23 protein-coding genes are annotated in these 22,746 nt (G+C 56.1%); 5 read left to right on the top strand and 18 right to left on the bottom strand.

Annotated features, from left to right (window positions below; genetic code table 11):
• Window positions 1-11: 11 nt before the first annotated feature.
• From A3C3_RS46290 to A3C3_RS0131870, 6 genes are all read right to left on the bottom strand, one after another.
• Entirely contained in the window at window positions 12-1,196 is a 1,185-nt protein-coding gene (locus A3C3_RS46290; RefSeq protein WP_051154542.1) for a glycosyltransferase, read from the bottom strand.
• Window positions 1,196-2,065, bottom strand: a complete 870-nt coding sequence (gene exoK / locus A3C3_RS39825) for an endo-1,3-1,4-beta-glycanase ExoK (protein ID WP_022718610.1) — start codon at window positions 2,063-2,065, stop codon at window positions 1,196-1,198. The genes A3C3_RS46290 and exoK overlap by 1 nt, the downstream gene beginning before the upstream one ends.
• Window positions 2,066-2,496: 431 nt before the next feature.
• Window positions 2,497-3,228 (bottom strand): SDR family NAD(P)-dependent oxidoreductase, encoded by a 732-nt coding sequence (locus tag A3C3_RS39820; protein WP_033419916.1) that lies wholly within the window; start codon window positions 3,226-3,228, stop codon window positions 2,497-2,499.
• A 5-nt stretch (window positions 3,229-3,233) separates the two neighbouring features.
• Complete coding sequence (locus tag A3C3_RS0131880) at window positions 3,234-4,502, bottom strand: DUF4910 domain-containing protein (RefSeq protein WP_033419920.1); 1,269 nt, start codon at window positions 4,500-4,502, stop codon at window positions 3,234-3,236.
• Window positions 4,503-4,543: 41 nt separating this feature from the next.
• Entirely contained in the window at window positions 4,544-5,782 is a 1,239-nt protein-coding gene (locus tag A3C3_RS0131875) for a class I SAM-dependent methyltransferase (RefSeq protein WP_022718607.1), read from the bottom strand.
• Window positions 5,783-5,961: 179 nt separating this feature from the next.
• Window positions 5,962-7,383, bottom strand: a complete 1,422-nt coding sequence (locus tag A3C3_RS0131870; protein ID WP_022718606.1) for a glutamate-1-semialdehyde 2,1-aminomutase — start codon at window positions 7,381-7,383, stop codon at window positions 5,962-5,964.
• 541 nt (window positions 7,384-7,924) lie between these two features.
• Between A3C3_RS0131870 and A3C3_RS0131865 the strand changes: the two genes are divergently transcribed.
• Window positions 7,925-8,695, top strand: coding sequence for a metallophosphoesterase (locus tag A3C3_RS0131865; RefSeq protein ID WP_022718605.1), 771 nt, complete (start codon window positions 7,925-7,927; stop codon window positions 8,693-8,695).
• A gap of 539 nt (window positions 8,696-9,234) precedes the next feature.
• Complete coding sequence (locus A3C3_RS0131860; RefSeq protein WP_028740175.1) at window positions 9,235-11,133, top strand: acyltransferase family protein; 1,899 nt, start codon at window positions 9,235-9,237, stop codon at window positions 11,131-11,133.
• A gap of 107 nt (window positions 11,134-11,240) precedes the next feature.
• Here A3C3_RS0131860 and A3C3_RS39815 read toward each other — a convergent pair whose 3' ends face one another.
• The 9 genes from A3C3_RS39815 to A3C3_RS0131810 form a co-directional block, all read right to left on the bottom strand.
• Window positions 11,241-12,251 carry an acyltransferase family protein gene (locus A3C3_RS39815; RefSeq protein WP_022718604.1) on the bottom strand — a complete coding sequence of 337 codons (1,011 nt, stop codon included), beginning with the start codon at window positions 12,249-12,251 and terminating at the stop codon, window positions 11,241-11,243.
• Between the two features lie 80 nt (window positions 12,252-12,331).
• Window positions 12,332-12,970 (bottom strand): DUF982 domain-containing protein, encoded by a 639-nt coding sequence (locus A3C3_RS42785; protein ID WP_051154541.1) that lies wholly within the window; start codon window positions 12,968-12,970, stop codon window positions 12,332-12,334.
• Between the two features lie 74 nt (window positions 12,971-13,044).
• Window positions 13,045-14,250 carry an NAD(P)H-dependent oxidoreductase gene (locus A3C3_RS0131845; RefSeq protein WP_198019867.1) on the bottom strand — a complete coding sequence of 402 codons (1,206 nt, stop codon included), beginning with the start codon at window positions 14,248-14,250 and terminating at the stop codon, window positions 13,045-13,047.
• Window positions 14,251-14,340: 90 nt separating this feature from the next.
• Window positions 14,341-14,904: a dTDP-4-dehydrorhamnose 3,5-epimerase gene (rfbC, locus tag A3C3_RS0131840; RefSeq protein WP_022718601.1), complete on the bottom strand. Its 564-nt coding sequence runs from the start codon at window positions 14,902-14,904 to the stop codon at window positions 14,341-14,343.
• A 640-nt stretch (window positions 14,905-15,544) separates the two neighbouring features.
• Complete coding sequence (locus tag A3C3_RS0131830) at window positions 15,545-16,513, bottom strand: TIGR03885 family FMN-dependent LLM class oxidoreductase (RefSeq protein WP_028740174.1); 969 nt, start codon at window positions 16,511-16,513, stop codon at window positions 15,545-15,547.
• Between the two features lie 303 nt (window positions 16,514-16,816).
• Complete coding sequence (locus A3C3_RS0131820; protein WP_028740173.1) at window positions 16,817-17,029, bottom strand: hypothetical protein; 213 nt, start codon at window positions 17,027-17,029, stop codon at window positions 16,817-16,819.
• A gap of 1 nt (window position 17,030) precedes the next feature.
• Complete coding sequence (locus tag A3C3_RS47435) at window positions 17,031-17,234, bottom strand: hypothetical protein (RefSeq protein WP_084797081.1); 204 nt, start codon at window positions 17,232-17,234, stop codon at window positions 17,031-17,033.
• Window positions 17,235-17,442: 208 nt separating this feature from the next.
• Window positions 17,443-18,300 (bottom strand): SDR family oxidoreductase, encoded by an 858-nt coding sequence (locus tag A3C3_RS0131815; RefSeq protein ID WP_022718596.1) that lies wholly within the window; start codon window positions 18,298-18,300, stop codon window positions 17,443-17,445.
• Between the two features lie 211 nt (window positions 18,301-18,511).
• Window positions 18,512-18,733, bottom strand: coding sequence for a hypothetical protein (locus A3C3_RS0131810; protein WP_022718595.1), 222 nt, complete (start codon window positions 18,731-18,733; stop codon window positions 18,512-18,514).
• 541 nt (window positions 18,734-19,274) lie between these two features.
• Here A3C3_RS0131810 and A3C3_RS39805 point away from each other — a divergent pair.
• Window positions 19,275-19,691 (top strand): hypothetical protein, encoded by a 417-nt coding sequence (locus A3C3_RS39805; RefSeq protein ID WP_022718593.1) that lies wholly within the window; start codon window positions 19,275-19,277, stop codon window positions 19,689-19,691.
• A 10-nt stretch (window positions 19,692-19,701) separates the two neighbouring features.
• A complete protein-coding gene (locus tag A3C3_RS0131795) occupies window positions 19,702-20,130 on the top strand; it encodes an HD domain-containing protein (RefSeq protein WP_022718592.1) in 429 nt (142 codons plus the stop codon).
• 1,016 nt (window positions 20,131-21,146) lie between these two features.
• On the opposite strand, the gene A3C3_RS0131785 is transcribed toward A3C3_RS0131795, so the two are convergent.
• Together A3C3_RS0131785 and A3C3_RS48020 are read right to left on the bottom strand one after the other, a co-directional pair.
• A complete protein-coding gene (locus tag A3C3_RS0131785) occupies window positions 21,147-21,461 on the bottom strand; it encodes a hypothetical protein (protein ID WP_022718591.1) in 315 nt (104 codons plus the stop codon).
• 66 nt (window positions 21,462-21,527) lie between these two features.
• Window positions 21,528-21,659 (bottom strand): hypothetical protein, encoded by a 132-nt coding sequence (locus A3C3_RS48020; protein WP_267903787.1) that lies wholly within the window; start codon window positions 21,657-21,659, stop codon window positions 21,528-21,530.
• Window positions 21,660-21,954: 295 nt separating this feature from the next.
• On the opposite strand from A3C3_RS48020, the gene A3C3_RS0131775 reads away from it, so the two are divergent.
• On the top strand, window positions 21,955-22,212 hold the full coding sequence (locus A3C3_RS0131775; protein ID WP_022718589.1) for a hypothetical protein: 258 nt from the start codon (window positions 21,955-21,957) through the stop codon (window positions 22,210-22,212).
• 34 nt (window positions 22,213-22,246) lie between these two features.
• Here A3C3_RS0131775 and A3C3_RS39795 read toward each other — a convergent pair.
• Window positions 22,247-22,746: ABC transporter ATP-binding protein (locus A3C3_RS39795; protein ID WP_033419914.1), on the bottom strand; the 500-nt coding region annotated here is incomplete at its 5' end.

Genomic DNA, 22,746 nt, shown 5'->3' with positions numbered 1-22,746 from the left:
CGCGTTCAATCCTATATGGCAAATGATGAACTGATCGGAAAGTGATCTGAAGTTTTGCGAGGCCCGGCTGGCGCCAAGCCGGCGAGCCAGGCGACCAAGCTCTTGCAGTCAGCCTCATCGATCGCCCAGTTGCGCCGATCGCACGCGGCAACGGCGGACTTCAGGTACCTAACGCGCCGAACGTCCAGCCCTTCCATCGCCATGCTTAGCGCAAAGGACGTGGCATCCGACAAGATCAGGCCGATATTGTTGCGCCGAAGCGCCTCAGCCGTCTCGGTGCCTTGAACGGCAATCGGTACCGCCCCGTGCAGGCATCCTTCGTAAAGCCGGTTCGGTAACAGCCACTTGGAATTGTGGCCCTCCTCGAAACAATCGGCCGTCCAGGCAAAGTCGACCTCGCCGTAAATTGCACCCAGATCCTCCGGGTTTCGGTAGGGACCATAAAAACGCATGAAGGGCTCGTTCGCCACGAAGGCGTCGAAATCGTCAAATTCCGAATAAGCCGGCCGGCCGCGCAGAATGATCTCGAACCTGCCATTCGCCATCCTTGAGAAGTGCGCAAGCAGCTTCAATGATTTCCTGCAACGCAGCGCGCCAAACCAGCCGATGCGCCATGGCCGGTCTTCGCGTTTTTGCGGAGCGGGAAGAAGGCCGTCATCCATGGCCGCGACGACTTTGTTCTCGACGAGCATGACCGGGATCTTCAGAAAAGACAGCACATCGAAATAGTTGCTCTTGAAGGCTGGCGAACTGGTGACGATCGCACTGACGTTTCGGCCAAACCAACGTTCGGCAAGTCGCATCGAGCGCGCGACGGGACCCATGCCGATGAGCAGCCTGTGAATATCGAGACACTCGTAAACGATTGGCACGGACCCGCCGAAATAACCGTTGGCGCGGTTTGCCAATGCCAGCGTTTCGAGATTGCGGGCGACGATCACGTCCGGCTTGCTGAGGCCCGCAAGGACGGAACGCAGCCTTGCCATTGCCTTGAGAACGGCCCAGGTGCGCTGGACAAAGCGACCATCGGCCGTCCTGCCGAGGTTGACCGGCTTGATGCCTTCGATCTCGCCTGGGATCTTTGCTCGCGAAAAGCCTGCAAGGCCAACCGTCGCGCCGCCGCGTGTCAGCATGATCAAGCGCCGGCGAACTGCCGGATCGGACAGATCATGGACTAGGTAAAGCACGTGCGCCATCAAAGGTTCTCCTGCGGCTTTGCAGGGGCGCTGACGGGGATGGCCCCGTCGCAGGTCAGAGAGCCTGCAAACAGACATCTTTCGCCGGTAGCGGTAAAGCTCACCCAGTCGACCTGCATGATCGCCGGTCCTTTGTAGGCAAAGGGCCCCATCCAGCCTGTCAGCGTATCGGTTCCCCACAGGCTAAAGAAGATTTTTTGCCTTGCCGTCGGAATGCGGAGCGGATCGGTCACCTCGTTGACGAGGAAGCCGTTGACGAAGAACCGCAGCCTGGAGGGCTCCCAGGTAAAGGCAAAATGGCTGAAACCCTCGTCTGCCGGACCAGCGAGCGAAACGAGCCTTTCGTTGCCGCCCTTCGCTTTCACATATTGGTTGACCTGGACAGCAGCACTGTTCTTCCCCAGCACCTCGAAATCGATCTCGTCGTGCTCCTCCTGGTCGGCGGGGCCAATATAGGAGAAAAACGCCGAGTTAAGGCCCGACCCGGTCGCCGCCTTTATCCGTGCCTCATAGGTACCAAAGCCGTAGCGTTGCTTCGTCTGGATTTCTGCGCACAGCAGGGCCTTCTGATCGACAGTGTCCTTTGCGAGCATCAGCGACGCAAAGCCGTCGGCAATCTTGATCATTTTTGCCGACCAGATGCAGTTCTGATGATCACCGTTCGTCCAGCCGTCTGAAATATACCAGAAGTTGGGATCGAGCCGGTCAAAGCTCTCAAAGAAGGACGCTGCAGGGCGCTCGTCCGCGGCTTGGACGTTTGGGGCAAGCGCACACGTTAGCAAGATCAGTGAAAAGATCTGCGGGAAAATGCAACTGAAGGCCTGACCCCTAACCGCACGGTCAGCATGTGAAGGTCGATCGAAATTCATAGTAGCAACCCGAAGCGAGTACGAGAAACAAATGGCGCGGGGACGTCGGCACTAAAAATTCCAGGCTATACTTTCTGAGTTCCTTTAATACAGGCAGAATAAACGCGCGGTGGAATCATCGCATAGTTATCCGGCCTGAATTGCAGCGCCGATGTTGCCAATATTCGACCGAATTCAAATAGTTGCGATCGTCTATACCGGCATCCCTAGAACGGCGTAGCAGTATTTACGAGAACGTTATTTCAGAAATTTGAAAGAGGCAACAAAAAATTAACGAATCTGATAGCTAAAAGCTTGATTTTACGCCGTAGATTTGTTTTTGAACAAAGTTCAGCTTCAGCCGTTTCATAATGGTACATTCCGAATGCTGGAAAGGGCAGGGAGTGTGTGCTCTATCACGCTGGCGGTGCGGATGGCCTCACCAAGAATGCCTAGTCGTTGAAGGTCGGCGGCGTCGGGCGTGCTGGCCGCACGAAAATCTCGGTGACTTCACAGGTGGACGGCATCGACAAGGCTGTGATCAGGTTCGCTGCCACCGATTCCGGCTGCAGTAGCTCGTCTGCCTGATAGGAAAGCGCTCTTGCATCATGGATGGTTTCCTGCATCGGCGTTGCGGTCTTCCCGGGAAAGATGCTGAGGACGCGCACGTCCTGATTGTTGATCTCGGCTCTCAGCACGTCGGCAAAGGCCTTCAGGGCATATTTACTCATCGTGTAACCCGCGAGCTCCATTCTCGGATTCAACCACACGCTTGAGTTGATGAACGCGATATGACCCTTCTGTCTGGTCAGTGCCGGGAGGAGAAGCTGTGTCAAAACATAGGGCGCGCGCAAATTGACGCGCCAGACGTGATCGAGTTCTTCCACCGGGCTTTGCGCAACCGCACCGGAACGAAAGACGCCAGCACTGTGCACCAGGTAATCGATGCCGCGATCGGTCACCCGCAAACGGGCGACGAATTCGGCGATCGCCCGGTCATCGGCAAGATCGACGTGATGCCAGCTGATCGATGCTCCGTTGCAAAGGGACGACGGCGGGACGCCGCCGCGGGTAAGGGCATGAACGGTCACGCCGGCTACACCAAGGGCTGAAACGATCGCCTGACCGATACCGCCCGCTGCCCCGGTCACCACCGCCACCCGTCCCTTAAGAGGTTTTTCCATGATCCCTAGTCCCTCTGCGCCGGTGCAAGTAGATCCTGGCCAAGCAGAAGATCGGCGGCATCGGCAATCAAATCAAATGCAAGACCCGATTTTACGGCGATATCGAGGAGATCATGTTTGCCGTCCGAGTAGTTTAGAACCCACAGCAGCGCCAACTGACGCGTCTTCGTGTCGGATTTGCCGCCGACGGCATCGTAGAGGCCCCGCTTTCCAAGTTGCGGCTCGCACATCGGCGAAAGGTTCAGGAAAGCTCGATTGCGGTCCAGTGTGTCAAGGACGCAGGCGTAGGTTTCGAGTGAGTGGGCAAGCGCTTCCGGCTTTACGAAATCAAGATTGTCGGCCGACGTATGGTACTCAGCAAACCGCCCGTAGGGTGTGCGTGACAGACAGCCGAAGGGAAGGTTGATGCCGGGCGAGCTGAACTGCCTTTCGTCATAGCCATAGGGAGAAAACGCCATAATCGAATGAGCTTGCCCCGCTGCCTTCAGCACATGCTCCACCACCCGATCGATCTCGGCCGTTTCGTGACGACTTTTCTTATAATGCATCATGCCAGGGTCGCCGAGGTTGACGGCGACGAGACCATGTCTGATGCGCGACAGCCGCTCGCGGTTCATCGAAAGCCAGGCAATCGAACCGATGGTGCCCGGAATGAAGAGCATCCGCACGGAATAGCGTCGCCGCTTTGCTGCCATCAAAAGCTTAGCAAGCTCGACACAGACGGCGATGCCGGACAGGTTGTCGTTGGCAAGTGACGGATGGCAGATATGCGTCGAGATAATGATTTCGTCGGTCGTGGTGCCAGGGATGAAACACTCGCCCCACAGGAGTTCGCCGTCTGAAAGTGTTGAGTCTATCAGGACCTCGTAGGATCCCTCGCTCATCGCCTCAAGGGCGTTCTGGGAGAGGCAGAAGCCCCAGTCCTCCTTGTAGTAGCTCGTCCGGTAGGGTATCCAAGCGGGATGGGCAGGGTCGGTGTGCAGACGAGGCTTCAGCGCCGCAAGCGGCAATGTCGCGCGGATCGGTCGCGAATAGTTGACGACGTGCAGATTGCTTGCCTTGAAGTCGATGACGCGATTACCCTTCTCGTCCTTCACATAGGCATCGCGGATGCTCCATTCCTGCGGGACCGTCCAGTCAAAGATCTCTGTGCCGCTTGCTATGCGATGAATCTTAACCGGAATTTCCTGCCTGATAATCTCCAGTGTCTCGACGACGCCCGGACCGGTGATGCTGCGACAGATCGGATAAAGTCGCTCAATGAGGGCATACATCCGCGCGCCGGCAGGCTCCTTGTCGGGCGCGCTGACGGCGCTCAAGCAACGACCTCGACATTGGGAAGCGGAACAACAAACCGGCTGCCCAAGCCTTTGATCTCCGACATTTGGCTGATGATCTCATCCTTGATGTTCCAGGGAAGGATCAGGACGTAATCGGGCTTGGTCTCCGCAATCTTTTGTGGTGCGTGGATCGGGATGCGGGTTCCCGGAAGCAAGTGGTTCTGCTTATGAGGGCTGACATCGACGGTATATTCGATGAGATCCGTACCAACGCCGCAGAAATTCAAAAGCGTGTTGCCCTTTGCCGGAGCGCCATAGGCCACAACGGTCTTTTTGCTCTCTTTTGCATCGATCAGAAAGCGCAGCAGATCGCGCTTGGTGCGGTGAACCTGCTCGGAAAATTTGCTGTAGCGTTGGACAGAATTGACGCCGCCTTCAATTTCACGGGCACGCAGTTCGCCGACACGCACCGAGACTGGCTGGCTTTGATCTTCGGCGTGGCGAGCATAAATGCGCAACGATCCCCCTTGTGGACGGATCTCATCGACATCGAAGATCGTCAAGCCGTGATGGGCAAAGATTTTCTCGACACTATAGAGCGACAGGTACGAATAATGCTCATGATAGATCGTATCGTAGTAATTGAACTCCAGCATCTTCATGAGATGCGGAAATTCGATCGTTACGATGCCGGTTGCCGAAAGCACGATTTTGATGCCGGCGACGAAATCGTTGATATTGGGGACATGCGCCAGCACGTTGTTGCCAATCAGCAGGTCAGCTGTGAGGCCATCGCCAACCAACTGCCTCGCCGTTTCGACACCGAAAAACTGCACCCTGCTCGGGATTCCGGCCTCTACCGCGACGGCGGCGACATTGGCACATGGCTCTATGCCGAGCACTGGAACGCCGCGTTCCTTGAAGTTTTTTAAAAGGTAGCCGTCGTTGCTGGCAATTTCGATCACCTGATGGCCAGTGTCGAATTGAAACCGCTCGACCATATGGTCAACATATTCGCGGGCATGCTTCAGTACCGAGGCCGAATAGGAGGAGAAATAGGCATATTCGCTGTCGAAAATGTCTTCTCGCGGCGCCATGGGAGGCACCTGGACCAGGAAGCACTCGTCGCAGACGAAAGCGTGTAGTGAAAAGAACGGTTCGGCATCCTGCGTTTTGTCGATGGCGATATAGGAGTTTGCAAGCGGTGACGCGCCAAGGTCGACGACCGTCTGAGTGAGTGTGGTGTTGCAGAACCGGCAGTTGAATGAAGACATGATCTTCGTCCTCCTAGACGAAACGATGCGGTGAAGAGTACGTGGTCTGAAACATATAGCAGCTTTATTACACGTTTACCTTTGCTAATCTGTTCGCGGCAGAGCAACTAGCAGCATAACATGACCGTGAGCTTAGGCTCCTTCGAAAATGATACGTGGTGAAGCATCGTTAGACCTCCCTATCGGCCGGCGGTGGCAAGGCTCGGCTCGCGACGTTTGACGCGACGACTCAATTCAGGCACCAGAGCGGGAACTGCGTCAGGCTGGGTTGTCATGCGGTTCGTGGCGCGGAACACCACGTCAGATGGTCGGCCGACCAGATAATTGGACACACCGTTCTCAAGGGCCTTGCGATAAACGCAAAGCGCACCGTCAACAGCATCGAGCGTCTTTGCAATCTCAGGGTCGCCGTGCGTGTAGCTGACAACGAAGGAGGGAGCCAGAACGCCGCGCTTGATCAATTCCTGCAGGAACAGCGTGCGCAACGCTTGGGAGGGACGGCCGTCTTCGTCAAACGTTGCGTAAACGAGGTTACTTGCCAGCCCGAAGACGCTGAAATGATTGCTAATCCCATGGCTGGCCGCGATCTGCGAAATACCTTTTCGAAGCGCCTCGCCTTTTTCATAAAGATGCTGGATCACGGGCTCTTCACGATAAATCTTCATCGTCGCAATTGCCGCGGCCATAGCGTGCGTTTCAGCGCCATGGGTGGTCGACAGCAGGAAAACGCGTGGCTTCTCGCGCTGATCGATACCGCCAAGCTCCATGAATTCGCGCTTTCCCGCAAGCGCGGAGATCGCAAAGCCGTTGCCCATCGCTTTGCCGAAGCAGGATAGATCTGGCTGGATATCGTAAAGAGCCTGCGCTCCGTTCAGGTGCCAGCGGAAACCGGTTATCATCTCGTCAAGGATGAAAAGTGCTCCATGGGCATGACAAAGATCACGAAGACGATGCAGGAAATTATCCTTCGGCGCTTCACCTTTCGATGGCTCAAGAATGACAGCCGCGATCTTGCCGGGATGTTGCTCAAACAGTGCTTTGGCACTGTCAATCTCATTATAGTGAAACGATAGCGTCATATCCCGTACGGCTTTCGGGATGCCGGCATTCATGGGCGTTGAGCCAATGAACCAATCGTCGGTCGAAAAGAACGGGTGATCGGCGCATCGAGCAACAAGGTCACGGCCGGTGACGGCTCTTGCCAACCGGATGGCGCCAGAGGTTGCATGTGAGCCATCCTTGCAGAATTTGACCATTTCGGCGGCTTGGATTGTCTCCAGAAAGATCGATGCGCAATCTAACTCGATGACTGCCGGCCGCGTGAAGTTCGCACCATTTTTCAACTCCCGCTCGACAGCACGCAAGATCTTCGGATAGGCATGGCCAAGGGAGACTGCGCGGTTTCCCATGCCAAACTCGATATATTTGTTGCCGTCGACATCAAAGACATAGGCGCCGCGCCCCCGGGCGATGAAGCCCGGTGATAAGACCGGATATTGATCGTCGCCCTTTGCATAAGTATGCGCTCCTCCCGGAATCAACCTTCTGGCTCGCTGACGCAACTCATTCGAGTTCTCAAAGTTGCTAATGAGGCTGGTCACCGTTCTCTCCCCCTCCGAAAACACGTCGTACGCCTTTGCAAGGGCCGTCGACGGACGTGTTTAACGGCATTGTGAAGTGGCTGAGCGGGGAGGGGTGACCGTGGGATATCCCAAGCGCGAAAGGACCACACCTTGAGAGATCAAAGTGGCCGAAGTCCTTTCTGAAAAACTGTTGAGCCAGCCGCATATATTGCAACGGGCGCCAAATCGAAATCGTGCAGCGATTGCTGGATTTCAAGTTTGTCAGATACGCATTAGATACACGCAAGTACACTATACTCCACTGCTACTGGGAAAAAGTTATCAGTAAAGAAACAACATGTAAATGATAATTAATGATGTGTTAAAACCAGATTCAATGTGATGTAGGTTCGTGCATTTGCTACTTGAAAAGCAGGGTGCATTGCGTTGGATGAGGGTGAAATTGTAATCATATCCCATCGAGATGAACCATAACGGGATTCAGGAGGCTTCCTCTTTGAGCTTCAGTTAAGACATTTCCTGTAGGGAGATTTGAGTCGTTGTCATTTTCGGTGGATCAATGTTTCACTTCCCGATGCGTTGGCGCCGCAATTTGAACCCGCAGTCGACCGGCAGGCAGAGGCTCTTGTGGTCCGATAACGCCTTCGATGCGATCTATGCGGTCAGCGATATACACGGTTGCGCTGATGAACTGGCAGACGCACAACGACGCATAGTCGATGATGCTCGGGCCTATCTTGGCCCAAAGCTGCTCGTTTTTCTCGGCGACTATGTTGATCGCGGTCCCGCCAGCAGCAAGGTTCTCGACATGCTTACAGCAGAGCCGCCTGTTGGCTTCATGCAGGTCGCGCTTTCAGGCAATCACGACGACGAATTTGCCCGCATGTTCCGCAAACCTTCCATCATTGCTGATTGGCTCGACTTCGCCGGGACGGAGACGCTTGCGTCCTACGGTATCGACGTTGCGCATGTCATCAAGACGAAAGGGGTTCGCGGTCTTCAAAGTCTCGTCGCCGAACTCGTCCCAGAAGAGCACATCGCCATGATCGAAATGATGCCGGTCTCGCTACAGATGGGCAAATTGCTCTTCGTGCACGCCGGCATAAAGCCTGGCGTCGATATGTCAAAACAAACGGATATGGACCTCATGTGGATCCGCGAGCCATTCTTAAGTGAGGGCCCGCGTCTGCCGCTCTTCGTGATCCACGGACATACACCTGTCCTGCAGCCGACCTTCGGACCGCAGCGGGTTGCCATCGACACGGCGGCAACGGCCACTGGCCACCTGACGGTGCTGAAGATCGCCGAGGCAAGCTTTAATTTCATCTGACGCCAGGCCCAGCTCTTTGGGTGGCGCTGGCGGCCGCCCTGCCGTCCCGATTTGCGCAGGCGAGGTTAGGCACCGTGGGCGCATTGCCGTCAAATTCAATGGCATAGCGCCACCTTGACCAGTGCATGCAACACATTCCACCGTCTGCGGATCACGACGGATGGCCGACAACCATCCTTCACTCGTCAGGCGTTCAGGAAAGCTGCCGGGCGGATCGCCAACAAATTCTGGCCGGTTATCGCCGACTACCTTGCGCCTGCTGTTCAAGCGACTGCCGAAACCAACTCGAGGCTGCAAGTATGACTCTGTGTAAATCAAACCCAGCACTCTAGGTGAGGCGCCGGCCGCTTCGGCTGGTGAAGTAAGCCATCGACGTAAAACACAAACAGCTATCCCGGAAACGCTGAACAAAATAGAAACCATGTTACACAGGACAGATGAGGAAGTTTCTCCGGTTTAACTGTTCTATTGACTCCGGCTTCTAAGCTGATTACCCATGAATAACAAACCTGAAAATCCTTTCAAAAACTAGGATCTTCATGAAATATCGGCCGGAGATTGACGGATTACGGACGATAGCAGTATTGCCGGTGCTGTTTTTCCACGCCGGCGTCGCCGGATTTTCCGGCGGCTTCGTCGGCGTCGACATTTTTTTCGTTATTTCCGGCTTCCTCATAACAAGAATTCTGGATGATGATCTCAAAAATGGTCGCTTTTCCATACTGACATTTTACGAGCGGCGTTTTCGCAGGATCATTCCAGCACTGGTTTTCTATATTTTACTGACGGCGATCGCCGCCTACATGCTTTTCCTGCCACCATTCTTCGAAGACTTCGCCCGAAGCCTGGTGGCCGTCGGGACATTCACCTCAAATATCTATTTCTGGAAGTTCTCAGGTTATTTCGAGAACAGCGCGCTTTTACGCCCGCTGCTGCATACCTGGTCGCTTGCGGTCGAAGAGCAGTTCTACATCTTCATGCCGATCGCCATGTGGCTGCTCTACAAAGCGAACTTCCGCATGCGGTTGTGGGCATTCGCGCTCGCCTTAGCATTGTCCCTGGCACTGAGCATCTATGCGATCGACGTCGCTCCGACAGCAAACTTTTTCCTCTTGCCGACACGAAGCTGGGAGCTCTTGATTGGAAGCTTGCTGGCGCTTTGGGGAGGACAAAGCACGCTGTCCTACCGGACAAACAGCGCCGTTGCGATCGGTGCTGCGATCTTGATCCTCTATTCGGTATTTGCCTATACTGATGCGACGCCATTTCCGGGGCTCGCCGCCGTTTTGCCATGCACGGGCGCAGCTCTCATCATCTATACAGGCGGCCGTTCTGTGGTCGGCAAAATCCTTGCGAGCGGGCCGTTCGTGTTCATCGGCAAGATTTCCTATTCGCTCTATCTGGCGCACTGGCCAATCACCGTCTTCGTCCGATACGTGACCCTTGAGGAACCCAACGGGCTCCATGCCATGGGCATTATCGCCGCCAGCCTTCTGCTTGCCATTTGCTCCTGGCGCTTTGTCGAAACGCCGTTCCGTCTGCAGACCGTGAGTTGGCCTCGGCGCGCCCTCATCGGCTCGGCGCTTGCCAGCATGTCGATCGTCTCGCTGTTCGGTTACGCGGGCATTGCCGCTCATGGCTTGCCTCAGCGGTTTCCGGGCTATGCAACCAAGGTCGAAGCGCGCATGCTTGACGTTTCCGCAGTTGTAGCGAGCGCCGATACGACAGTGCAGGCCGGCCAGACGTGGCGGAACGGCATCTGCTTTTTCGAAGACGACGACGGCTTTAAAAAATGGCGCCCCGAAGATTGCGCTTTAACGACAAACACCGGTGATGTTGCGCTTCTGTGGGGGGATTCCTACGCCGCCCACTACGCCCCCGGGATCGTCGCGAACGCTGCGTCCATTCATGGCCGCGTCTATGAGTATACATTTGCCGGATGCCCTCCGGTCCTTGCCTACTACTCCTACGCCAGACCGAACTGCCAGGCATTCAATCAGAAGGCTCTAGACATCATCCGGTCGCTTGACGTTAAGACGGTCGTGCTCTCGGGCCGATGGGTTGATTTGCAACGCCGCGGCCTGGATATGCTCGAAGACACTGTCAGGCAGCTTCAGGCGGAGGGCGTCCGGGTCATAGTGATCGGGCAATCGCCAATGTTTGTAACAAATGTCGACGTCATTGCTTTCAAGAAGGCAGCCGCCGGCCAAAAAGCGGCCTCTTGGTCAACCGTGATCGATCACGATTTTAACCAGCGGCTGCGTGCTGCTGCGGGCGGCGCCGATTTCGTTGATCCGATTGCGATGGATTGCGCAGCCGGCGAGTGCCCTTACATTGACGATGGCAGGATGCTTTATTTCGATTCCGGCCACCTGTCGAATTTTGGCAGCGCTCGCGTTGTCGAACGCTATTTCCCGCTCGTATCCCGCGTCAATTGAAGTCTGCGCCGGTCGATTTGCAGTCGCGCACCGCACAACCCTTGCCCGCTCCGCTCTTTCCAGATACGCGGCTGCGGTCTTCCCGGCCAAGCCTGGGGCCCTTTTCATCAGATGATTGATGCCGCCAGGGGGGCGCGACGTCTGGATTGAAATCGCCGATTGATCCACCTACCCAACGGTTTTTCGATGGAAACATAGGCAATCAGCGACAGGCCGAGCGCGGCCGCGATTTCGATCGGAGGGAAGGCCCAATGCGGGATCCCGCTTCGCAGAAGAAGCGCGACGATCGCCACGCCGAATAACACATGCCAAAGATAGATCGAGTACGACGCGTTGCCAAGGAAGAGCAGTATGCTGGATGGCTGGACATTCCTTCGCCGCTCCCACATCACCCCGGCAAGAACGAGAAACGCCGAGGGAACACCCCATTTTATGGCGCGCGGCAGGTCTGCATCAAAGGCCGAGGCCGCTGCCAAGCAGATCAGAGCGACGGCAGCAAGTCCTATACATAGCCAAGTCGGACAATCTGGTCCACGGACGAATGCACGGCCAATCAACAGACCGGCGGCGAATTCCAAGATGACGGGGCTTGTCAAAGCCCGCAGGTAGGACCAATCAAACAGGACCGGCGCAAGGCACATGATGCAGAGCGAGCCGATTGCCAAGGTCAGTCTGGTCGTGTGTTCCTTGAAGAATAGGGTGAGGGAAAAGACGAGATAGAAAACCATTTCGTAGGTGAGTGTCCACCCTTGGACGACGACCGGATGAAGGCTGTCCTGCAGGTGTGGAAGAAAAAACAAGGAGCCAATGAGGTTTTGCAACGATCCATCGTGATTGAAGAAAAAGGCCGGTTTGACGAGCAAGGCAGCAAATGTTGCAAACGTCACAACCCAATAAAGTGGCACAACTCTTTTGACGCGTTTCTGAATAAAGTGTCCCGGCGTCATGGCTGTTCCGTCAGTCGTGATCCACATGATAAAGCCGCTGATAACGAAAAACAGGTCGACACCCGCGGCTCCGACTGAAAAGCCGAGATTATGTCGTTCGCTGACATGGAATACGAGAACTGCGACTGCTGCGATCCCTCGCAGATATTGAACAGTATAGATCTGCCGCACGGTACGCCTCACATGTGCAAGAAAACGCGGAATGCAAACCAGAGTATTCGTTGTAATGACGACGGGTCAATGCAGTAAAATCACGGGTAAATGCTATTCAGACGTTTGGTTTCAAGATGAATATCGGCTTTTGACCACCTGAATGCCGCTAAGGAGAATAGTGCCTTTTGTCTAGGTGATGACTTTTTTGCAGCTCCGGTGATGGATCTTGGCGCGGGCCAAGATCCCTTCTTACTGCCGCGCCAAGCGATTGTGAGAATCAATCGCGTCATGGCTTTGATGAATGCTGCGCGAACATTTTCGAGAGGCACGCGATTATGCAAGCCCTCCAGGCACACCATGACTGCCTCGGAAAGGTCCTCACCGTCATCGATCGACCATCGCTGTCGAAGCGTTTCGGTGGCGCGCCTGACAGAATGAACAACTCCGTATTCCGCGATGCAATGCATCGTCAGACCGACGGGCCGAAAGGCCAAACTGTTTTCTTTCATGACATCTTGCTCTCTGTTTAGCCCGGTAGCTATGGCCAACGCAAAATCCATGCCGGGCCGCTCAAGCAGCGCCGAAGAGAGAAGCTGTCTGGGGAAGAGGAGTCGAAAATTCCACTCGAAGGCGTTTGGGTAAGTCTGCCACGAACGAGCGGCGATCATGACCGATGCGCCGATTGGAGGCGTCCGATGGACATGATCTTCGTCGGCGGGTCGACGAGCCTGCTCCATGCGGGGGAGCCATGGGTGGCGATGTCGCCGTCATCCTTGACGGTACGGTTGGAGAGCCAGTTGTCGCCTAGGATCTACGCAGCAAACATCGCCGTCTGTTCGCGGCGCAGCAGATCGATGGTGCGGCCAGCCGGCAGCACCACATCGGCATAGGTAAGGACTTGATCCTTCGCCACGGCCTGTTTCAAGACGCATCCCTCTGCAACCCCCATGGGCAGCAATTCCTGCGCGCCGGCGACATCGACGCGCTCGCACTGGCCATAGCTCATGTAGCCGCCCAAACCGTCGATCGTTTCGCCTGCATTGAGGTCGCGCTTTGCAGTCGCCACGACCTCCACCCTTGGCCCCTCCAGCGGTTGAAGCACCGGATCGCGTAAAAGTACAACCCGAGCCACTGAGAGGGGGACCTCGAAATGGCAAAGATGGTAAGGTGTGTAAAAGCTGTAAAGCGGTCCGGTTCCGAGCTTGTAGAGGTTCAGATAGTGCTGCTGCTTCGGATCGTCGTGGGAGGCGAGAATAAAGACACCCGGACCTGGTGTTGCTCCCACAACATAGTCGACGGCTCCACCCACGGCTTTCAGCGCCTCAATGTCATACGCGTTGACGAGTTCATCGACATGGCCACGATGCTCGATACCTGTCATGCCGCGCTTCAAGATGGACATGCCAGTGCCGTTGGCGACAATAGCTTGCTCAAAGCTAATCTTTGTACCATCAGCGAAGCTGGTGACCATATGCGGGTCCTGCCCCCATTTTGCCGCGAATTCGGCCTGCGTTGTCGGTGTGCGATAGGGATCCTGTAGGCCCTTGATATTGCCGCACATCAGCGGCGTAAGGCCGATGGAATTGACAAAGCGCCACAAGTTCATCTGTACTCCGGGCTGGTCTCCATCACAGGCCGTGAAGATAACCCCTGCCGCGTCGGCTTTTTTCTTGAGAAGCGGCCCAACCGTACCGTCCAGTTCGGCATTCATGGTCACCATATCGCGACCGTGCGCGATTGCGCCTAAGCTGAGGTTGGCGCCATATTCGACCGCACCCGTCGCATCAATCAAGCAATCCAGATCACCCGACTCATACAGCAATGCTGGATTATCAGTCACAGCCGGCGTGCCTTCGGCAATCAAGCCGGAGAGCTTGCTGCTATCGCAGGCGTAGGATGCCTCAAGGCCGGCAGCGCGGTAGGCTAATATAGCCTTCTCCACGTTTCGGTTGCAGATCACGCAAAGGACCATTCCCGGCACGGAGTTGGAGATCTGGTTGACGATGCCCTTCGCCATAAAGCCCGCGCCATACATCCCGACCCTAACGGGACGGCCATCCTGTTCCCGTTTCTTCAGGAGCGTGTCAATCACCATCAGAACCTCCTGCTAGATGCCGCGTAGGCTTTCCATGCCATGAAAATCCTCATCGAAGTCGGGCCATTTCTCGTCTTTCTCGGAAATTACGACCCCTTCAACCGGCCAGGCGATGCCGAACTTTGGATCATTCCAACGCACACCGCGCTCCGAGTTTGGGTCATAGAATTCGCTGGCAAGGTACAACGTCTCGGTGTTGGGCTTTAGTGTCACAAACCCGTGGGCAAAGCCGCGGGGCACATAAAATGCCAGCCGGTTCTCACCCGTTAACTCAACGGCGTGCCAACCAAGGTACGTCGCGGAATCGGGTCGCAGATCGACGATACAGTCCCACAGTGCTCCGGAGAGGCACCGGACGATCTTAACTTCTGGCGACGGCGGGAGTTGGTAGTGCAGCCCACGCAGGGTGCCAGCTTCGGCGTTGAACGAGTTATTGACTTGTACGAAGCGGCCCTCCAAGCCGGCGTCGACCAGTTCTCGCTCGCAGAAGACGCGCTGAAACCATCCACGTTCGTCCCCGCGCGGTTCCGGCTCGATTACGTATGCACCATCCAAAGGCGTTCCGTGAAACTTCATGCTGCCAGCCTCGTATCCCTTTGTTTAGCGGTCAGTTGAGATGCAGCGCCCCCGACCGTAGAGCAATGACGCTCTGAGCGCCTTTCAAAGGCCCGCAAAGATTGATTTTAATCATATGCTCTTCACGCTGCTCCAGAATTTAGTGTTACATTAACGATGAATTTCAAAGTTAAAAAAACAACACAGCGCGCGCCTCGTACAAATATAAATGTCGCTGCAGCGGGCTATGTTAAAAGAATGTCGACCGATTTTTGCGCGAAGCAAGGGATTTAGGCGGGAACAGTGTCTTAAAGGTGTAGGCTACTCAATATCGATACTTGTCAGTATCGGCAAAACGATGTCATTTATTCCGTCATGCAATATGCTACCTTCCGCCATTGCGTAATGTCAACTCTTAAGACTTAATCGTTTGGAAGAAATAATGTTGCCCAATAAACGCTGAGACTGAAGATGCCGGACAAGATCATCTTGACGTTGCTGCCGCCGCACTCGCCGGAATTGAACGCGCTGGAAACCGTCCTGCAGTTCTCGATCGTATGACAGGTTCACTTAGACCCCGTCGTCCAGGCAGGTGCATATGCGGGAAAACGCTCTAATCACCAGTGCCGCGGGAAGCCTAGGGTGACGGGAGGTTCCGCGCCTAAGTTTTGAACGCGGCTAAGACGTCTTTGGCAAAGACATCGATGAACTCCGCTTGGTTGCGACCGACATTGTGCAAGAATACCTTTTCGAAGCCCATGTGCGCATCATCACCCAGCCATGCGATATGATCTGCAGGATCGGCCGAAATGCGGACATGCTGATCCATGTCTTCAGGGCGGACCTGCCGACAGGCATCGTCGAAATCCCCAGTGAGACGGAGGTCTTCCGCCATCGCCGCTGTCACCGCGTTGCTGCGCCACTGGTCGTAAGCATTCGCGCGTGCCTCGAACTGACTTTTTGCGTAGGAGACATGGGCCTGCAGATAGAGAGGCTTTCCATTCCCGCCGCCGAATCTGAAGGCGTCTATGATCTCTTCAAGTCGCTCGCGGGGTTGATTGACCGTAATTAGCGCATCTGCCCAATGGCCCGCCCACTCGGCTGTTCTTGCTGAAAGTGCACCGGCAACGATCAGCGGTGGTTCGGTCGGGAGCGTGTAAAGTCTCGCCTCGTCAACCTTGATCGGCTTCAGCCGACTGACCGTCTGTCCTGCCCAAAGCTCCTTCATGATCTCGACGCCGGCAAGCAGCCTGGCGTTCCGTTCCGCCTTGGACGGCCAGCCGCCGCCGACAACGTGCTCGTTCAGAGCCTCGCCGCTGCCAACCGCCAGCCATGTCAGCCTTCCCGGAAAGAGCTCGCACACGGTCGCGGCAGCTTGCGCAGTGATCGCAGGATGATAGCGCCAACCAGAAGGAACCGTGATAAGCCCAAACGGCAGACGGGTTGCCTGCATTGCCGCTCCAAGCCATGACCAGACGAAACCCGATTGGCCCTGGCGCTCGCTCCACGGGGCGAAATGATCAGAAGACATAATGCTCTGGAATCCGGCGGCCTCGGCACGCTGCACATAGTGTCGCAAGTCCGAGGGTGTGAATTGCTCATGGGACGCATGATACCCTATATGCATCAGCCGGCCTCCTTCTTCGAAGCGAGCCATCGATAGCCATATGGCGCAATCTTGATATTCCGAGCTTCGGATTAATGGCGTAGAAAGGCTGCAGCCAGATACAAGTTACGCCGAGCGCCGTAAGATATGGAAGCTTTCCGTCAGGCCGACGAAATCACCAATACCGTCGCCAATTCCATTCTTCTCAACATCTACGCCATAGATGACGGCGCCGACAACAGGCATCTGGAAACCCAACTCAGGCCAGCGGATAGCGGAATAGCACGAACGAGGCAGCCGCCTCTTCTGCGCCGCCGATGCCAACACCTAGTGCGATTGACCCTCGTTCATCTCAGCGGGATCGTAGTTCAGGTCCCAGTCTTTTTCTGGCTTTTGCTTGCCTGGAGGATTTTTATGAACCGTGGCATCCTCCGAGCCCGTTATGACGGTGGGCTTGGCGCTGTGAACGCCGGAAGCCTTTCTGTCTGCTTGAGACTTCGCGAATTGGCCGGCGGCATCTTTCTTGGGGCTTCCACCCATGTCAGCTTCCTCCTCTTGTCTTGAAGGCATCGGAAAGATTTTTTCTCTCTGGATCACGGTTGTTTTCACCAAGCGCGTCCCGATCGTTGTCCGGATCGTCTTTCGGCGGGAGATAGCCTCTCGGAGTATTCCCCTTGGGGCCTTCCCAACGTGGCGACTGATCGGTGGTTCCTGGTGGGCCATTCTTCGGTAAATTCATGCCCATTTTAGTTCTCCGTTTGTCATTGCGGGGTTGAAGCAGGCTTGCCGGCTGCCATCGCTATAGATCGTTCCTGGCTGTCTAACCCTTGATCAAGTCCAAGGTTCCAAAGTCGGAGAATCGGGAACTTGAACGACGCCAGACGCGGCCGGCAAAACGCTCGCTGGCGCGCTTCAAGTTGCTTTGCCGGTCCGCAATGTGCCGGCGCTTGCGATCAGATGATCGGTTTGCCACCTGTAACGGCAATTGTTGCGCCTGAGACATAGCTCGACAGGGGATCGGCGAGCATTACATAGGTCGTCGCCAGTTCGGCCGGCTGCCCAGGGCGGTGCATTGGAACCTGTTTTCCGAAATTCCTGACTGCGTCCTCCGGCAGGGTTGATGGGATCAGTGGCGTCCAGATCGGCCCGGGCGCCACCGCATTTGCCCGGATACCTTTGTCGGCAAGCATTTGGGCAAGACCAGCGGTGAAGTTCTGGATGGCGCCTTTTGTTGTGGCATAGGCAAGCAGGTGCGGGCTTGGACTGTCAGCGTTGATCGAGGCAGTGTTGATAATCGCGCTACCTGGTTTCATATGCGCGACAGCCGCTTTGGAAAGGTAGAACATCGCGTGGATATTGACCTTGAATGTCAGCTCCCATTCCTGGTCACTGATGTCTCCAATGTCGCTGAAGCTTGCCTGATGAGCGGCATTGTTGACGAGAATATCGATGCCGCCGAGTTCTGCCCTGGCCGTGTCGATGATGTGGCGGCAATGCTCGGGGTTTTGGATGTCGCCCCGCAACAGGATGGCCTTGCGACCGGCTTTTTCGACCCATTTTTTCGTTTCATTGGCGTCATCATCCTCGTCCAGATAGGCGATGAGAACATCGGCACCTTCTCGGGCGTAAGCTATGGCGACCGCCCGGCCGATACCGCTGTCGCCGCCGGTGATGATCGCCTTCTTGTCCTTGAGGCGACCGGAGCCACGGTAAGTATGTTCGCCATGATCCGGCAACGGCGACATGGCGTTCGTCGATCCGGGCATTGGCTGCTTGGGGGTGTCGAAGGGCGGGGCTGGATAGTTTGGCATGGCGATCTCCCACGGGTCGCGTGTTAAGGTCCTTGGGCCATTTGGAGATGATGCTCGAAAGCTGGACAAGCGTGCGGCCAAGCGTTCGGGTCACGATTGTCCTACCGTTTTGTAGCGCCTAGGTGGTTGCCGTGGCGATGCAGGCGACGGGAATGCGTTTCATGTCTCCTTGGCTGTGTCTCAACACAACTTCCAAAGACGCTCAGAGTTCCTACGATTGCTTCGTCGTAAGCTCGTCGCGAAGCAGTCTCGCAAGCTCCGCCTCATCCCGCACGCCGAATTCAAACCAGTCAATGAGGGCTTTGGCCTGCACGATGGCGGCCTCACTCGATGGCTCGCAATCTTGCTCGGCGCACCATTCGCGAAGAATGCGATCGAGCATCTTCATGGTTTCGCTTGTCAGCGGCTCTTTGGGCCAGTCCGTCTTTGCCATGGTCACCCCGTTTTTGGATGACGATAGCGGTCGCCGGGCAATGAGCAATCACCAGAAAGCCACACGCGCCCAAAATCTGAGCGGCTTGGTTGTGAACCTTCGAACCGATGGTGATGGCATGGCGCGCCCTAGCATCTGCGACCACCCTATTTTTGGCGAGGATGCTCCAGGTCACTTCCGGTTTCGATCATATCCCCGCGACGCTTTGCAACGAGAGCCTCGCGCAGTGTCCTTGCAGCGTTTCGGACCTCGTTTTGCATATCGAGATCCATTTCGAAGGCGACGTGGCTGGTGGCATATGCCTCCCTAAAGGGCGACGATCGCACTGCATCCACCGGCCGTTTCGGCAGTCAAGAGTGTCGAGGCGGTTCGATGTCAAAACGACAATCAGCTCAGGAACAATCCTTTCCGGCAGGAGTTGAGCGCACGAGCGATCACGGGACAATCCGGTCAAGGGGCGAGGCACGTAAGGGGCGCCCGGCGTGTGTTCGCAGTGCCAAGGCGCGCTGTGCTGTGACCGCAAATCTATTGGAGAAACATCATGCCCAAGCGCGACACAACCCTCTCGGAAGGCCTTGACACCGACGTCCAGCTGCAGGCTCATCTCGCCGCGCTTGAGGCCGAAACCTATTCAGCGTCCGACAGCGGCCCGCCGGAAGCACGTCCTTTCCAGCGGGTTAGAGATGACCTTGATCATGTGCGGGACGAGATCGAAAACCTCCGCTCAAGGCTGTCGCTCGTCAAGCAGCGAGCGGTGATCGTTGCCAGATCCAACCTCGAATGGGCCGACGCCAGCGCTCATGATCAACTTGGCACATACCCATGGGCGAAGCTTGTCGGCGCCATGGCCGCGACCGCTGTCGGCGCGCGGGTGCTGAGACACGTTCCTCTGGGTGCGCTTGCGACAGCAGCGATCCCCTTCATCGTCGCTCGCCTCGAGGCAAAATCGCGCCGATAGGAGAAATTAGATGCAATCTGAACAGCATCTCCAGCATGCCATTCAAATCGCAACCGAGGCCCACGACGGCCAGCAGGACAAGCTCGGAAACCCTTACTTTAACCACTGTCGAAGGGTCGCGGACGCAGTATCTGGCGACGACGAGAAAGTGGTCGCCTACCTTCACGATGTGCCTGAAAAGGCCTGGGGATGGACGCTCGATCGGCTGAAGGAAGAGGGCTTTTCCCAAGCCGTCCTCGCCGCGGTCGATGCATTGACGAAAAGGCAAGGCGAGGAGGACGAGGTCTTTGTGCGGCGGGCGATGGCCAACCGGCTGGCACGGCCCGTCAAGCAGGCGGATCTCGAGGACAATCTTGACCAAGCGCGGCAAGCCGGAGGCGACACGTTAAAATACGAGCGCGGACTTGCGACAATTGCGAACGTCTCTTCTGCAGATTGACCAAAGGTGGCGATATGGCCTCGTTCGACGATCTTCGCAGCTTTTCAGCCTGCCGACGCGATGGGCCTCCGCATGACCTGGAGACCTGAGAGCCAATGAGGGCCCCGGGTTTTATATCGTCCGCGGCAGCCTTACTGGCGGTCTTGAACGCGTCAAATCGTCTCCTGAATTTTGGGCGTCAACACGCCGAAGACAAGGAGGCAAAAATGGCTGGTTTTCACTTGACCTTCCTGTTTACGTTAGCGCAAGAACTTCATCGAAGACATTATGAACATCGATGAAAGTTTTGATTTCATTCACGAATGGTGAGGGATTAACGCGCGATGTTTCCTATGGAGACATGGCAAAGTGCGTGCGGGGAGACTGCTTGGGGAAGATTTCCTTTGAGCGCGGTGCGTCAGAATTTCCAACGCTTCGTCAAGAAGGCAGGGACGCTGATTGAAATCGAGGATATGCCCCGTTTCGTCGGACCGAGCAACGACCGCAATATTGGGAACGCCTAGGCGGCTCAGCCATCGCCATGCTTCAAAGCTCGCGGGGTCACTCTCGGCGGGCATTGCCGGCGCACCCCCCGAAGGACTATTCACGGCTTGCTGCAAAAGTCCTCGCGCTGCTGTACCAATCCATGTATGGCGCGCGAGCCTTCATTAACAAACGCATCCATGACGCTCGTTTAAGGCTGCGTCTCGGGATGCCTGCTAGACGTAAAAGATGCACGACAGTTCCCGCCCGGCCGGGAAGGCGCTTGGGACGCTTGGACGTTGATCTTGCCATGAGGCCGAGGAGCGCAGGTTGGCCTCTGTCGGATCGCCTCGGAGCCGGACTGTTGCTGCGGCGTGACGCAATGAGATCGAGCACACTGATGGGAACCGCTGTACCGACCGCGCGGGGAATGCGCCCTGGGGTCGACCGTCATCCCGTTTGATAAAGCAATCTGATTTTCGCCTTCGATCTGAAGCGGTGCGGTCTGCTGTTCTGCCTGCAGAGCCGCGCCCGCTGACGCGATTCGCGGCGGCTTACTCCGGCAGCTTGGTCGTGATCTTTGTTCCCGAATCCAACACGATGTGCAGCGTCCGGATCATGTCGGCGGCCATAAGCAGTGCTTGCTTGATTTCACCGGTCTTGCGTCGCTCGACGGTCACTTCGATCGCTTGCAAGTCGAAAACCGCATCGTGGTCCGTATCGCTGCTCGGTATCCCGGTACGCTCGCGTAGCTTGCTGATTGTCACGACTGCGCGCTGCAGGAGTCGGCGCTTTTCGGCATTGCCTAGCCTTTCGACCCTGTTGGCGGCGCGGATGATTTCGGCGATAAAGTCGTTGGTGGAGGTCATGCAGGTCTGCCAGTGATGGGACGTTCGTCAATCCGCGTTGAAAAATCCGTAAGGGCCATGAATGGGCTAAACACGACCGGCTTGTCCGAGGTTGGCGATGACAAGGCCGACGTCATAAGAGATAAACAAGCCTGTCAATCGACGGTTGTCCAAAAGATCCAATGTTTTAAGGGGTTGCGAACGGCGGTTGATACTCATCCTTAAGACTTCCAATATCCGGACTAGGTTTCCAACTACCGGTTTTGACCACCATGCGCTGCGCCTGCAGCATCGGATTGCCAATCATGCCGGTAGTTCCCAGGTGGGCCGGATATGCTACCAATTCTTCGATGGCCGTGGTTACCATACTGAAGGAGGCCTTTTCGAAAGGTCCGCAACGATGTTGCATCAAGCCGCACAATGGCGATGGCTAAGAAAAGGTACTCACTGCTGCATCCATTTCGATGGGGCCGCGTTGACCTACGAGATCCATGATCGATTGAAGGATGTATCAATGACCTTCCCATCACCGATGACCGAAGTCCCTTCCCAACGCTTCAAAGAAGCAAGTGATGCCGCCCACCAGGCCCTGGAACAGCTGATTGCAAGCGCCAACGAAGCAGGATGGGGCACTGAAGAAATCACCGTCGCTTTTGCGGAGGCGGCAAATTTCCTCAAGGATGCCCATCGCAAGGACCCTGACCCGGCGGGCAATTCCTCGATAAGTGGCGCTGCAAAAGAGCAGATTGGCCATGGCGAGCTCTACGATTGATTGTCGTGACGTTCGACATTTCAATAACGTCGCATCACGGTGATGCAGCAGGTTCCAGCCGGACGAGATGGCCAGCGCCGATCTCGCGGTAACGCGGCGTTGCTCCAACATAATCTAGCGGTCGGACCGGATTTTTCAGCTCCTCCGTCGATAGTCCGCGTCTCACGCGCCGGCGATCCGGATCGGGCACGGGAACGGCCGCCATCAGCGTCTTCGTATAAGGGTGCTGCGGGTTGCCGAAGATGGCAGCACGCGGGCCGATCTCGACGATCTCACCGAGATACATGACCGCAACACGGTGGCTGACGCGTTCGACGACGGCCATGTCATGCGAGATGAACAGGAAGGCGAGGTTGAGGCTCTGCTGCAGGTCCAGCATCAGATTGATGACCTGCGCCTTGATCGAGACGTCGAGCGCCGAGACGCTTTCATCGGCGACGATCACCTTCGGATCGAGCGCCAGCGCCCGGGCAATGCAGATGCGCTGACGCTGACCGCCGGAGAACTCGTGCGGAAAGCGCGACGCCATATCGG

Origin of the sequence: Rhizobium mongolense USDA 1844 (genome assembly GCF_000419765.1) — a bacterium.
GTDB lineage: Bacteria > Pseudomonadota > Alphaproteobacteria > Rhizobiales > Rhizobiaceae > Rhizobium > Rhizobium mongolense.
The sequence above is the reverse complement of the archived record's forward strand: the minus strand, read 5'-3'. Positions and strand labels throughout refer to the sequence as shown.

Coding starts and splice junctions, on each gene's coding strand:
- A3C3_RS39820 (WP_033419916.1), bottom strand. CDS start 3,228: ATGGAAAAACCTCTTAAGGGACGGGTGGCGGTGGTGACCGGGGCAGCG.
- A3C3_RS0131820 (WP_028740173.1), bottom strand. CDS start 17,029: ATGGGTGGAAGCCCCAAGAAAGATGCCGCCGGCCAATTCGCGAAGTCT.
- A3C3_RS47435 (WP_084797081.1), bottom strand. CDS start 17,234: ATGGGCATGAATTTACCGAAGAATGGCCCACCAGGAACCACCGATCAG.
- A3C3_RS39805 (WP_022718593.1), top strand. CDS start 19,275: ATGCCCAAGCGCGACACAACCCTCTCGGAAGGCCTTGACACCGACGTC.
- A3C3_RS0131880 (WP_033419920.1), bottom strand. CDS start 4,502: ATGTATGCCCTCATTGAGCGACTTTATCCGATCTGTCGCAGCATCACC.
- A3C3_RS0131845 (WP_198019867.1), bottom strand. CDS start 14,250: ATGGCGAAGGGCATCGTCAACCAGATCTCCAACTCCGTGCCGGGAATG.
- A3C3_RS46290 (WP_051154542.1), bottom strand. CDS start 1,196: ATGGCGCACGTGCTTTACCTAGTCCATGATCTGTCCGATCCGGCAGTT.
- A3C3_RS0131860 (WP_028740175.1), top strand. CDS start 9,235: ATGAAATATCGGCCGGAGATTGACGGATTACGGACGATAGCAGTATTG.
- A3C3_RS42785 (WP_051154541.1), bottom strand. CDS start 12,970: ATGGAGCAGGCTCGTCGACCCGCCGACGAAGATCATGTCCATCGGACG.
- A3C3_RS0131875 (WP_022718607.1), bottom strand. CDS start 5,782: ATGTCTTCATTCAACTGCCGGTTCTGCAACACCACACTCACTCAGACG.
- A3C3_RS0131775 (WP_022718589.1), top strand. CDS start 21,955: ATGACCTTCCCATCACCGATGACCGAAGTCCCTTCCCAACGCTTCAAA.
- A3C3_RS0131865 (WP_022718605.1), top strand. CDS start 7,925: ATGTTTCACTTCCCGATGCGTTGGCGCCGCAATTTGAACCCGCAGTCG.
- A3C3_RS0131795 (WP_022718592.1), top strand. CDS start 19,702: ATGCAATCTGAACAGCATCTCCAGCATGCCATTCAAATCGCAACCGAG.
- A3C3_RS48020 (WP_267903787.1), bottom strand. CDS start 21,659: ATGAGTATCAACCGCCGTTCGCAACCCCTTAAAACATTGGATCTTTTG.
- A3C3_RS0131815 (WP_022718596.1), bottom strand. CDS start 18,300: ATGCCAAACTATCCAGCCCCGCCCTTCGACACCCCCAAGCAGCCAATG.
- exoK (WP_022718610.1), bottom strand. CDS start 2,065: ATGAATTTCGATCGACCTTCACATGCTGACCGTGCGGTTAGGGGTCAG.
- A3C3_RS0131785 (WP_022718591.1), bottom strand. CDS start 21,461: ATGACCTCCACCAACGACTTTATCGCCGAAATCATCCGCGCCGCCAAC.
- rfbC (WP_022718601.1), bottom strand. CDS start 14,904: ATGAAGTTTCACGGAACGCCTTTGGATGGTGCATACGTAATCGAGCCG.
- A3C3_RS0131810 (WP_022718595.1), bottom strand. CDS start 18,733: ATGGCAAAGACGGACTGGCCCAAAGAGCCGCTGACAAGCGAAACCATG.